General features: G+C 66.0%; 12 protein-coding genes. All 12 read right to left on the reverse strand.

What is annotated here, in order from left to right; genetic code table 11:
- Positions 1–80: 80 nt before the first annotated feature.
- The 12 genes from VDQ83_RS02415 to fliS all read right to left on the reverse strand — a co-directional run bounded on the left by VDQ83_RS02415 (position 81) and on the right by fliS (position 11,711).
- Complete coding sequence (locus VDQ83_RS02415) at positions 81–1,199, reverse strand: DegT/DnrJ/EryC1/StrS family aminotransferase (protein ID WP_286038038.1); 1,119 nt, start codon at positions 1,197–1,199, stop codon at positions 81–83.
- A gap of 65 nt (positions 1,200–1,264) precedes the next feature.
- Complete coding sequence (locus tag VDQ83_RS02420) at positions 1,265–2,782, reverse strand: glycosyltransferase (protein ID WP_455433726.1); 1,518 nt, start codon at positions 2,780–2,782, stop codon at positions 1,265–1,267.
- Positions 2,779–3,996, reverse strand: coding sequence for an ATP-grasp domain-containing protein (locus VDQ83_RS02425; protein ID WP_455433727.1), 1,218 nt, complete (start codon positions 3,994–3,996; stop codon positions 2,779–2,781). The genes VDQ83_RS02420 and VDQ83_RS02425 overlap by 4 nt, the downstream gene beginning before the upstream one ends.
- A 59-nt stretch (positions 3,997–4,055) precedes the next feature.
- Positions 4,056–5,603 carry a CDP-glycerol glycerophosphotransferase family protein gene (locus VDQ83_RS02430; protein ID WP_455433728.1) on the reverse strand — a complete coding sequence of 516 codons (1,548 nt, stop codon included), beginning with the start codon at positions 5,601–5,603 and terminating at the stop codon, positions 4,056–4,058.
- Between the two features lie 20 nt (positions 5,604–5,623).
- The gene (locus VDQ83_RS02435; RefSeq protein WP_455433729.1) at positions 5,624–6,070 is read right to left on the reverse strand and encodes an adenylyltransferase/cytidyltransferase family protein; all 447 of its coding nucleotides are present in this window, start codon (positions 6,068–6,070) and stop codon (positions 5,624–5,626) included.
- Positions 6,071–6,129: 59 nt separating this feature from the next.
- Entirely contained in the window at positions 6,130–7,620 is a 1,491-nt protein-coding gene (locus VDQ83_RS02440; RefSeq protein ID WP_263398262.1) for a sigma-54 dependent transcriptional regulator, read from the reverse strand.
- Positions 7,617–8,000: a response regulator gene (locus tag VDQ83_RS02445; protein WP_010341669.1), complete on the reverse strand. Its 384-nt coding sequence runs from the start codon at positions 7,998–8,000 to the stop codon at positions 7,617–7,619. Before VDQ83_RS02445 ends, VDQ83_RS02440 begins: the two co-directional genes overlap by 4 nt.
- Positions 8,001–8,013: 13 nt before the next feature.
- The gene (gene rpoN / locus VDQ83_RS02450) at positions 8,014–9,411 is read right to left on the reverse strand and encodes an RNA polymerase factor sigma-54 (protein WP_309915781.1); all 1,398 of its coding nucleotides are present in this window, start codon (positions 9,409–9,411) and stop codon (positions 8,014–8,016) included.
- Between the two features lie 286 nt (positions 9,412–9,697).
- Entirely contained in the window at positions 9,698–10,330 is a 633-nt protein-coding gene (locus VDQ83_RS02455; protein WP_263109368.1) for a response regulator, read from the reverse strand.
- Between the two features lie 69 nt (positions 10,331–10,399).
- Positions 10,400–10,999 (reverse strand): PilZ domain-containing protein, encoded by a 600-nt coding sequence (locus VDQ83_RS02460; RefSeq protein ID WP_263398264.1) that lies wholly within the window; start codon positions 10,997–10,999, stop codon positions 10,400–10,402.
- Positions 10,996–11,295, reverse strand: coding sequence for a hypothetical protein (locus VDQ83_RS02465; RefSeq protein ID WP_455433730.1), 300 nt, complete (start codon positions 11,293–11,295; stop codon positions 10,996–10,998). The genes VDQ83_RS02460 and VDQ83_RS02465 overlap by 4 nt, the downstream gene beginning before the upstream one ends.
- Positions 11,292–11,711, reverse strand: coding sequence for a flagellar export chaperone FliS (gene fliS / locus VDQ83_RS02470; RefSeq protein WP_263109365.1), 420 nt, complete (start codon positions 11,709–11,711; stop codon positions 11,292–11,294). The genes VDQ83_RS02465 and fliS overlap by 4 nt, the downstream gene beginning before the upstream one ends.
- Between the last annotated feature and the right edge of the window lie 162 nt (positions 11,712–11,873).

Raw genomic sequence — 11,873 nt, forward strand, 5'->3', positions numbered from 1 at the left:
CAGCCAGGCGCTGGCGATCTCGCGCCGCCACCATGGCACATCGGGCTGCGCCGCCAGCGTCGTGAGCGGATGCCGTTGGGTCACGCCGCGCGGCGCCGGACCGGGGCCAGCAGCAAGTCGCAGATCCGCTCCACGTCGCTTTCGCTCAGGTCCGGGTAGATCGGCAGGCACAGCACCCGGCGCGCGGCGGCATGCGCGACCGGCAGATTGGACGGCAGCGCCGACGACAGCCCACGGTACATCGGAAACTCGCTGATCAGCGGGAAGAAGTAGCGCCGCACCAGAATGTCGTGGTCGCGCATGCGCTGGAACAGCTCGTCGCGCGACAGCGGGTACTCGTCCTGGACCATGATCGGGAAGTAAGCGTTGTTCGGACTGACGTGGTCGCTGGCGCGCAGGCAGTGCAGCCCCGGCACGCCCGCCAGCCGCTGCCGGTACAGCGCGTCGATCTGCGCGCGGCGCGCCAGCGCCTGGTCGATGTGCTGGAGCTGGAGCAGGCCGAACGCGGCGCAGACTTCGTTCATCTTGCCGTTGATGCCGGGGGCGACCACGGTGACCTCGTCGACGAAGCCGAAGTTCTTCAGGTGGTTGATGCGCTGGCGGGTCCGCGCGTCCGGACAGATGATCGCGCCGCCTTCGAAGGTGTTGAAGACCTTGGTGGCGTGGAAGCTGAGCACCGACAGGTCGCCGTGGCGCAGCACACTGCCGCCGGCGTCGCGCACCGAGAACGCGTGCGCCGCGTCGTAGATCACCCGCAGGTTGTAGGTGTCGGCGATGCGCTGGATCTCGGCCACGTCGCACGGGGTGCCGTAGCAGTGCACCGGCATGATCGCGGTGGTCTTGGGGGTGATCGCCGCCTCGATCCGGGCCGGGTCCAGGTTGAGGGTGACCGGGTCGATGTCGACGAACACCGGCTTGATCCCGTTCCACAGCAGCGAATGCGCGGTGGCCACGAACGAATACGGCGTGGTGATGACCTCGCCGGTGACGCGCAGCGCCTGCAGCGAGGTCACCAGCGCCAGCGTGCCGTTGGCGAACAGGGCGATGTGCTCCACGCCCAGGTAGTCGCACAGCGCCTTCTCCAGCGCCTGGTGCATGCTGCCGCCGTTGGTCAGGATGCGGCTGTCCCAGATCCGCTGCAGGTACGGGATGAACTCCTCCAGCGGAGGCAGCAACGGGCTGGTGACGGGAATGGGCAGCTGGGTCATGGATTTCTGCTCGTGGCAATGACAAGGCATGCAAGTGGCGTGCCTGACGCCAGCGCTCAGTCCACCGCAAAACCTACACCGCCGGCCTCCGGCGAATGCAGCAGGCGGCCGCGACTGTTGAGCAGCGGCAACTGTAGCAGCACCTCGGGCAGCATCATCTTAAGCCCGATGCGATAGCGCCCTTGAATGCCGCCGCTGCGGAACTGCAGGATCAGTCCGTACAGTCCGCCCGGTTCCCAGGCCTGGTCCAGCGGCAGCTCAAACCCGTAGACATGGGCGCGCAACCGCCCCATCGGTCGCAGGGTGATACCTCCTTCGCCGTACAGCGAATGCAGTTCCAGCTCCAGGTCATCGCAGCGAGTCGTGATCCAATCGTGCATCTCAAGCTCGATAAGCAGCCGTTGCTCGGTTAACTGCACGCCGCACAGACGGAAAAATCCGATGGTGGGAAAGTCGATCCGCATCACCTCGCGCGCAATCGGCACCTCAGGATTGTCCAGGAATGGCTGCCGCCAATAGCAGGCACCGTCGATCTCGGCAATCCAGCAGTTCTCCATGGTCACACCGAGCAGAAAGCACAAGCCTTCGATTTGACCGGTCTTGATCAGCTCAAGGTAAAGCGAACGGCGCGCCCCCAGTGAGCGATAGTCCAAGTCCCCATACAGTGCCAGCAGCTGCTGCATCGCCGGCACGAACACTTTCCGGAATGATGGCGAGGACACCACGCCGATTGCCGTGTATAGCGCACGTTGCAGGTTGGTAACCGCGATCGCGCGGCGATACGTCTCGCCGACGGGAACGTGGGCAAAATCGTCCCATTCTATCGCCACCGAACGCATCCGGTCGCTGAAATTAGCCGCCGTACTGATTGACTGCGTGATCGATGCCTGGCCGCCGGCCGCGCGAACGCGCCATAGATATACCAGTTCGGGGATGATCGCGGTGCGTCGGCTTAGGAAGTAGGCTTTATGCACGAACGGGCGATCCGCATAGAGCAGGCCGGGAACCATGCCCAGCTGGTGTTCACGCAAGAACGTGGTGCGGAACACCTTGTTCCAATAAAAGCCGTCGTGAATGATGTCGGGGAACTCTGTCACCGAATCGATCACCCTGCGCCGGCTCCACACGAACGGCTCGTATAAGAATGCGACAGAAGAGTGAGCGCCATCATCGGTGAGTCGCGCGGCGCGTCCGATGACGATGTCGGCGTCACAGCGCAGCGCCTCGGCGATCAGCAGTGCATAGCCATCGGACGTCACCACATCGTCCGAATCGACCAGCGCCACGTACTCACCGCGCGCCATCGCGATGCCTAGGTTGCCCGACACTGCGCCGCCTTCGTTGTCTTTGGTCAGGCAGCGGAAGTTTGGATGGCGTGCCTCGTAGTCGCGGCAGATCGCCAGGCTGTCGTCGCTGCTGGAGTCGTCGATTGCCAGGATCTCGATGTTGGTGTAGCGCTGCGTCAGTAGCGAGTCGAAACATGCCGGAAGGTAGGGGGCCGTGTTGTAGACCAGCACCACAAGCGAAAGCAGCGGCATAGCATCGGGTTCAGATGCCGCTTGGATCGGGTTCATGCGCGCCACTCCAGCAGTTGTTCTATGGCGTCCACGTCGAAAACCGGGATGCCATGGGTATCGAGTACGTCGCATCGCTCGCGGTAGGAGTCGTCGATGAACAAGGCTCCTTTGGTGTGCGTGACGTACCGGCTCTTTGGCGCGCCATCCTCGATATGCAGTATTTCGTCGAACAGTTCGGCGCTGATGCGGTAGTGCGCCAGCGTCTGTCGCGGACAGTGCGCATGGCGGGTGATCAGGCTGACCCTGACGCCGCGGTTGGACCACTGGTAAAGCAGCGCCATCAGCAGCGGGTTGACCCGGTCATCGATTATCAAAGTATCATCCAGATCCAGGTATACCCGCTCGTAGCGTAGCCCGGTACGGAACCGGCTGTGCAGGGCGCGGTCCATTTGGATTGGGTAGTTTTGCGCGCAGACACTGAAAGGCATGCTCAAGTGCGCATAGATGCTCAGTAGCGGGTAGTTGACGCCGAGGTTGCGTGACAGTCCCATCGAGCCGGCTATGCGCGGCGCCACTTCGAGCAGCTTGGGCACGCCTTGCGCATCTCGGCGCGCTTGGAAGAACCATGCGCCGCGCAGCCTCAGTTCTGCAGCGATCGAAGCGGCCATCGCGTCGATCGACGGATCGGTAGCGACCGGCTCGGTGCGCACGCTGATGCCACCCTTGATCCGGCTACGCGCGCGCGGGGCGGCATGCAGCAGAGCGCCGGCGTGGTCGGAGATGCAGTCCACTGTATATTCTGCGCCAGGAAGATATTCGCTGAAAACGTACTCGATGGGGCTGTCGCGCAGTTGGCGATGGCGGGCCGCGTTGTCTACGCGTTCCGCGCCCTGGCTGCCTTGGCCGACCGCTGGCTTGGCGAAGATCGGATAACCCGGCGTTGCACTATCGATATCGGCAGGCACTATGCCCAGCGGACGTAGCCGTGCGTAGGTGAGGTTCTTGTTGCGGCATAGTGCTGCGGTTTCGGCGTCTGGGACCATCGCCGCGGCCCGCAATTTCGAATGATGCTGGGCCAGCACTGGAATCACGCTGTCATGTGCAGGAAGCACGATGTCGATTTTCCATTCATCGATCAGCTGATTGAGCTGCTCGATGAAGTCGGTCGATGCGACATGTGCGTCTATCTGCCGATAGCGCGCGTAGACGAACTCCCCGTGATCGGATACCGACGAAGCGCCGTGAACGCGCACAACCTTGCTGTACTTCAACGCTGCGTGGATCTCCAGACCTATTTCCGAACCACAGGGGAAGACGAGCGCATTTAGGATCAAGGAGCGCCTCCAAATACGGCTTCAATCACGCGCCGTGCCACGTTTCCGTCGTTCAATGCGCAGTAGCGACGACGAAAGGCGGCGTAGCGCCCTGCATATGCCGCAGTGACCGTCGGCAGATCGCCGAATAGCGCTACCAACTCCGCGGTGGTGCGCGCCAGCGGGCCGGGCAGGTCGCGCTCCACGTCTAGGTAGAAACCACGAATCTCCGACGCGTACAGCTCCAAGTCGTAGCAGTAGAACAGGATCGGTTTCCCAGTGACGGCATAGTCGAAGAGTACCGAAGAATAGTCGGTGATGAGCACGTCGGCGAGCAGGCACAGCTCGTTAATGTCGTCCAAGTGCGAAAGGTCTACCACGTTGGCCGGTAGAGCGTCAGGATCCAGGCGCGCGGCGACCAAATGGTGAGCTTTGACCAGCAACGTCTGCTTCGGCGCCAGCGCCGAAGACAACGCCTGCAGGTCCAACTGTAGGTCAAAATCGAAACGCCATGCCCCGATTGGCTTGTGGTCGCGCCACGTTGGCGCATACAGCACGAAGCTGTGATCCGAAGACAGGCCCAGGCGCGCTGCCAACGCGGCTCGGTCTAGGACGGGATTGAACAATGGATCGGTCAACGGATAGCCGGTCTCCAGGATTGGCCCGCAGTAGCGGAAGGCGCGGCGGAAGATTTCGGTGGAGTAAGAGTTCTCGCTGAGCAGTACGCTCCAGCCGCGCGATTCGCGGTAGAAATTCTCGCGCGCGTCGGCTTCCGGCCCGGCGACCTCGATGTCGTAGGAAAGTCGCTTTAACGGCGTGCCATGCCAAGTCTGTAAGTACACTGTCTCCGGCTTGCGCCCAGGCGCGGCGAAGAGCACGTTGTTGACCCGGTACTTGGCCTGTGCCAGCAGCCGGTAGTAGTCGGGCGAGCCACGCACCACCCGCGGTGGATCGCCTGGAATCGGCTGATTGCCGCTGTAGGCCCAGGCGCAGCGCAGGTCCGGGCGAAGCTCACGCAAGGCTTCGTAGACATAGCGCGGATTGCCGGCGTAGCTCTTGCCGAGGAAGCTCTCGAACAGGACCAGATCTTCCTGCAGTGGCAGCTCCCGCAGCCAGTCCCCGAAACGGGCCTTGGCGTTCTCTGCGGCCACCATGCGCTGGTGCTGTGCGTGCGGAGCAACGTACAACACCAGCGAGCCCACGCTATCACTCAGATAGGCCGACAAACCGTGCGCGCCAACGCGCTGCTCAAGGAAATGCCGCGGGTGACCGGGACTCGGCGACGAGATCAGTGGCAGCACCGTTTCGCCGTTGGACTGTCTGCGGCACAACTGCACATCCCAGCGGCCGGCCGGCGCGTCGAGCAGCGGATGAATCGGAACTGCAGCACGCAGCTCGCCGGCTACGGCCTCACACGCGGCAACGAGCGTATCGCCGCCATCGCGCCTGACCAGGCGCAGTTCCCATGCCTCGGCACGCCGCGACGGCACCCACTGAAGCGCTACGCGCAACACATTGTCATGCAGCGACAACCCACTCGGCACATCGAAAGCGAGTTCCCGCACACTCGGCTCCATGGCGCGCGTCAGCGCGAGGAACGCAGCGGTAGCACGGCGACATCGGCGGCAGCTTGCGACGCTGGCGCATTCTCGCGCGCAAGCGCTTTCAGTGAAGAGCTGGAGATGTTCTCGGTGCGCGGCAGATAGCGCACCTGACAATAGCGGGAGAGGAAATCAAACTCACCTTGCCAGTCCGATCCCATCACCAGCAGGTCGCCGTGGTACTTGCGGATGTCGTTGGCCTTTTGCTCCCAACTATCTTCGACAAAAACGTCGTCAACGTAGCGGATCGCGCGCAATACTGCTTCGCGGCTGGCATAGTCCTGCAGAGCGCTCTTGTGCTTGAGCGCGTTGAACGTATCGCTGGAAAGTCCGACCAACAGCCTGTCGCCTAGCTCGCGCGCGCCGCGCAGCAGATTTATGTGGCCCACATGCAGGAGATCGAAGGTGCCGTAGGTCAGAACGACGGTCATGCGAGAAGCTCCTGGGTCACAGTTGCGGTGGCCGCTGGGGTGAATGTCGACGTGCCGGCTCAGCTGGCCAGTTCGGTCTGGTCGCGGTCGATGCCGTACTTGCGCAGTTTCTCCACCAGCGTGGTGCGGCGCAGGCCCAGCAGTTGCGCCGCATGCGCGACCACGCCCTGGGTACGCTCCAGCGCTTCGTTGATCAGCGCCAGCTCGATGTTGGCCATGTGCCCGCGCAGGTCCAGTCCGCTTTCCGGCAGCGTCGCCGCGGCCTGCGCGGCCGACTCGGCCGGATCGGCAAAGGCCTTGGGGCCGACGTGCAGATCGACCACGTTGGGCACGCGGCGCGGATCCGGCGCCGCGATCGGGGCCGGCGGCGCCGACACGTCGATCGAAGAGGCGAAGTCGCCGCGGTAGCGCGCCGGCAGGTCCTGCACCCGCACCAGGCCGCTGGGGTGCAGCACCGCCAGGCGCTCGACCAGGTTGGTCAGCTCGCGCACGTTGCCCGGCCACTCGTAGCCGCGCAGCGCCTGCAGCGCCTCCTCGGAAAAGCGCACTTCGCCGCGGCCGGTGCGCGCCAGCTGCGCGGCGATGGTGTTGACCAGCGCCGGCAGGTCGTCGCTGCGCTCGCGCAGCGCCGGCATCTCGATCGGGAACACGTTGAGCCGGTAGAACAGGTCCTCGCGGAACTGGTTGCCGGCGATGCGCTCCTCCAGGTTGCGGTGGGTGGCGGCGATCACGCGCACGTTGCAGCGGATGGTGACGTTGCCGCCGACGCGCTCGAAGCTGCGCTCCTGCAGCACGCGCAGCAGCTTGACCTGCATCGGCAGGCTCATGTCGCCGATCTCGTCCAGCAGCAGGGTGCCGCCCTCGGCCATTTCGAAACGGCCCTTGCGCGCGGACAGCGCGCCGGTGAAGGAACCTTTCTCGTGGCCGAACAGTTCGCTTTCCAGCAGGTCCGGCGGGATCGCGCCGCAGTTGATCGCCACGAACGGGCCGTCGCGGCGCGGCGATTGCTGGTGGATCGCGCGCGCCACCACTTCCTTGCCGGTGCCGGACTCGCCCAGCACCAGCACGGTAGTGTCGAACGCGGCGACCTGGTCGATCAGCCGCCGCAGCCGCACGACCGCTTCGCTGTTGCCGGTCGGGCCGCTGTCCTGCACCGCGCCGGCCTGGTGCTCGGCGTCCAGGCGCTTGAGGCTGGCGCGGCGCAGCAGGGTCTCCAGTTGCGCGTGGCGCAGCGGCGCCTCCAGTTGCCACACGTTGGCTTCGTGCAGGCCGTGGCGCTGCGCGAACGCCTGCGCTTCGCCGTTGAGCAGCAGCACCGGCGGCGGCAGCGGACTGCGCGCGACCCAGCCGAAGAACGCGTCGGCCTGGGCCTGGTCGTCGAGTCCGCCGACCAGGATCGCCATCCACTCGCTCTGCCGGTGGCGCCCCGGGTTGACGTCGGCCACGTCGGTCACCCAACGTGGGTTGAGGTCCATGAACTCGAGCAGGCTGACCGTGCGTTCGGCGCGTACCGCGTCGTCGTCGATCACCAGGATGCGCGATTCGCTCATGCCGGTACTCCCTCTGTGCGTAAGCCCTCCAGGATCGGCATCACTTCCTGGATGTAGGACAGCTTGCTGACGAAGTTGTCGGCACCGGCGCGCATGGCGTGCTCGCGGTGTTCGGCATCGTCGAAATGGCTGGCGATCACGATGTACGGGGCCTGGTCCTGGGTCTTGATCAGGCGCGTGGCCTGCAGCCCACCCATCTCGGGCATGGCCAGGTCCATCAGCACCACCTGCGGGCGCAGCGACTCGGAGCGTTCGATCGCCTCCAGGCCGTTGGCGGCGCTGCCGATCACCTCCATCCAGTCGAGCTTGCGGAAGTGGCGCATCGCGGCATTGATGAAGCCTTCGTGGTCGTCGACCAGAAGCACGGACAATTTGTTCATATGCATTGTTTCCTTAGCTCGCGCGGGCCAGCAGCGGTTTGGCGCGACGGCGTTCGCGGGCGGGGGCGATATCCAGTTGTTCACGGTACTTGGCCACGGTGCGCCGGGCCACGTTCACGCCCTGGCGCGCCAGCAAGCCGGCGATCGCCTCGTCGGCCAGCGGTCGCCCCGACGGCTCGGATTCGATCAGGCGCCGCACCATCGCGCGCACCGCCTGTCCCGAGACCGCGGCGCCTTCCAGGCGCACGGCGAAGAAATGCTTCAGTTCGAAGGTACCACGCGGCGTCTGCAGGTATTTGCCGGTGGTGATGCGCGACACGGTGGATTCGTGCATGCCGATCGCGTCGGCCACTTCCTTCAGGGTCAGCGGCGCCATCGCTTCCTCGCCCTTGACCAGGAACGCGGCCTGGCGTTCGACGATGGCGCGGGTGGTGCGCAGCAGGGTCTCGTAGCGCATCGACAGCCCGCGGGTCAGCCAGCGCGCTTCCTGCAGCATCTCGCGCAGCGGCGCCGCCGCCTCGCCGGCCTCGGCCAGGGCGCGCTCGTGCATCGGGTTGACGGTGACGCGGTGGGTGGTGGCCGGGTTCAGCGCGACCCGCCAGGTGCCGTCGCTGTGCCAGGCGACCACGTCCGGGATCACGTGGCCCAGGTTTTCCGGCAGCAGGCTGTCGCCGGGACGCGGCTGCAGCGACAGGATCAGCCGCACCGCCTCGCGCACGTCGTCGGCCTCGGCGTCGAGCTGGCGCGCGAGCAGCGGGTAGTCGTGGCTGGCGAGCAGGTTCAGGTCGCCGGCCAGGATGCGCGCGGCCAGGTGGCGGCCGGCGACGCGGCCGGGCAGGGCGGCCAGCTGCACGCTCAGGCATTCGCGCAGGTCGCAGGCGGCCAGGCCGGCGGGGTCGCCGTGCAGCAGCCGCTGGCGGACCGCCTCCACCTGCGCGGCGGGCTGGTCGAAGCGCGCGCAGGCGAGCAGGGTCAGCGTGTCCAGCGCGCCGTCGAGGTAGCCGGCATCGTCGCTGTGTTCCAGCCAGAACGCGGCCACTTCCAGCTGGCGCTCGTCCAGTTCCAGCGCCAGGCGCTGCAACACCCGCACCTGCGGGTCGGTGGATTCGCCGGCAGCGATGCGCTGCATGCGGTCGTCCTCGCCTTCGCTCCAGCCGGCGGCGGGGATGTCCCACATCGAGGATTCGGGCAGCTCGTCGAACGCGGCGGTTTCCAGCGCGTTGTCGTGATCGACGACCGGCTCGAGCACGCCTTCCGGCTCTTCCAGTTCCAGCAGCGGGTTGTTCTCCAGCGCGCGCCGGACTTCCATTTCCAGTTGCATCCCGTCCAGCTGCAGCAATCGGATCGACTGCAGCAACTGCGGCGTCAGGTGGAGGTGCTGGCCTAGCTGGGCGGAGACGGTCGGCTTCATGCGAACTTCCTCGGTTTGGCGCCAAGCCTCTGGCGCCCGTGGAATGCATAGTGCTTGCCATCCGACGGTAACAGAATCGGGAGGTTCCTGAGCGAGGTAGTCAAATTCCCGACAGTCCGTAGGGAAAATCCCTACATGCGCGTAGGGGGTGCCGGTCGACCGGCGCTGCAGAGCCAGTGCTGGCGGGCTTCGCCAGGTTCACGGCGGCAGCTGACCGGTTAAGGCAAGCGCCATGCCAGTGCGGCGTGTCGGGAATCCGTTGCGCGCTGCTTCGGTTGCCCGCGACTCAGGTCAGTTCGTTCTGATGACGCGCGGCCAGCAGCACCAGGTCGTTGGCGCGCCGGCAGCCCAGCGATTCCATCATCCGCGCGCGGTGGGTCTCGACCGTCTTGACGCTGATGCCCAGGTCCGAGGCGATTTCCTTGTTGCTCTGGCCGCGGCCGATCTGGCGCAGGATCTCGCGCTGCCGCGGCGACAGTGCGGCGATGCCGACCGGGCGTTCGCGGCCGAGCATCGGCGCGATCATCTTCGAGGAGATCTGCGGGCTCAGGAAGACCTGGTTGGCGCTGGCCGCACGCAGCGCCAGTTCCAGTTCCAGCGGCGCCGCATCCTTGACCACGAAGCCGGTGGCGCCACGGTCCAGCGCGTCGCGCACGTGCACCGGGTCGTCGTGCATCGACATCATCACCACGCGGGTCTTGGGCGAGGTCTGCAGCACGTCGCTCAGCGCGTCCAGGCCGCTGCGCCCGGGCAGCGACAGGTCCATCAGCACCAGGTCGGGGCGGTGCAGGGTGGTCAGGTCCACCGCCTGCTGCGCGTTGCTGGCCTCGGCGACCACGTCGACGTCGGCGAACGCCTGCAACAGCCGGCTCAGGCCGGCGCGAACCAGGGTGTGATCGTCGACGATGATGACTCGCACGGTGGAAGTCCCTCTCTACTAGTACCGCACCTTAGCCGAGCGCGCCGCTGCCGCCAACCTCGCCGCCGCTCACGGCGCGGGCGGCGCCCGCTCGGCCGCACGCCGGTTGTCGGCGATCTGGCGCCGGTGCAGGCGGAACAGGTGGCGCTCCAGGGCTTCTTCCATGCCCGCCGGTTGGGTTTCGAAGCGCAGCCACAGGTAGAAACCGCTGCCGGCGACGGCTTCGGCCAGGACCTGCACGGGCAGTTCCAGGTAGTCGGGCAGCCAGTCGGAGGGCTGCAGGCGCAGCAGGCCGGCGGCGCCGGGGGCGGCACCGGAGCGCGAACCCAGCTCCAGTCTCAGTCCGCGGCGCGACCAGCGCAATGGACGCAGCGGCAAGGTGTCTTCGTGTTGCCGCGCCAGGCGGCCGAGCAGCACCAGCATCAGGTCGAGCTTGGCGTCCATGCGTTGCAGTTGCAGCGGCTGGTCGCCGCGTTCCTCGCTGCCGTCGTCGCTGCGCAGGTCCTCGATCTGGGCCAGGCCGCGCAGCAGCGCTTCGCCGGCGCCGAAGCGGCCGATGCCGTTGCCGAGCTTGAAATCGGCCGGCAGCGCCAGTTCGCAGCTGAGCGTGTCGTGGAACAGCTCGGTCTCGGCGGGATGGTGCGCGGTACCGTCGGACACGCTGTTCATCTCAGCGATCCGGCCTGCGAATAGGCGCGTGCGGCATTGTTGGATTGGCGGTTGGCGCGCAGCCAGTCGCCGGCTTCGTCGCGCGCCTGGCACATCTGCGCGATCATCGCCTGTTGCAGCGTCAGCAGCGAGGCCAGGCCATCGCGTGCGACGTCGGCGCCGGTCTGTTGCAGGTAGTGGCGCAGATGCTGGTCGTGCTCGGCGACCAGGCGCTCGGCCAGCGCGTGCTCGTCGCTATCGAGCGCCTGCTGCAGCTGCTGCAGTTCGGCGTGCAGCGCGTCGAGGCTGACGGTCATAGCGCGGCGACCGGCGCCAGTTCGCGCTGCTGCAGCGGAATGGCATTCCAGGCCGCGTCGATCTCGCTGAGCAATTCCAGCGATTCGACCAGCGCGCTTTCGTCGTTGTGCAGGTTGGCTTCGGTGAGCCGGTGCATCACGTAGTCGTACAGCGCCGAGAGGTTGTTGGCGATCTCGCCGCCGGCCTCGTGGTCCAGCGAGCCGTTGAGGTGGCCGACGATGGCGCAGGCTTCGCCGATCGCCTTGCCCTTGCGCGCCTGATCGCCCTGCGCCAGGCAGGCCTGGGCCTGACGGATGCGCTGGCAGGCGCCGGCGAACAGCAGCGCGACCAGCTTGTGCGGGTCGGCATCGGTGATGCTGGTGGACACGCTCATCTTGCGGTATTGCTCGGCGTATTGGCGACTGGAACCGTGCATGGAAAACTCCCTCGGGTGGCGTAGCGGCCGCTTGCCGCCGTACGTGGCGATGGCGCCACGGCGGCGGTATTCGGAGCTGGGCCGGAATGACTGTCGATACACACGTTATCGGCCACTGGGCGGTCCGACTTGAGTCCCGTGAAGAGCATCTCGATAACGATT

The organism is Xanthomonas sp. WHRI 7945 (assembly GCF_035026585.1).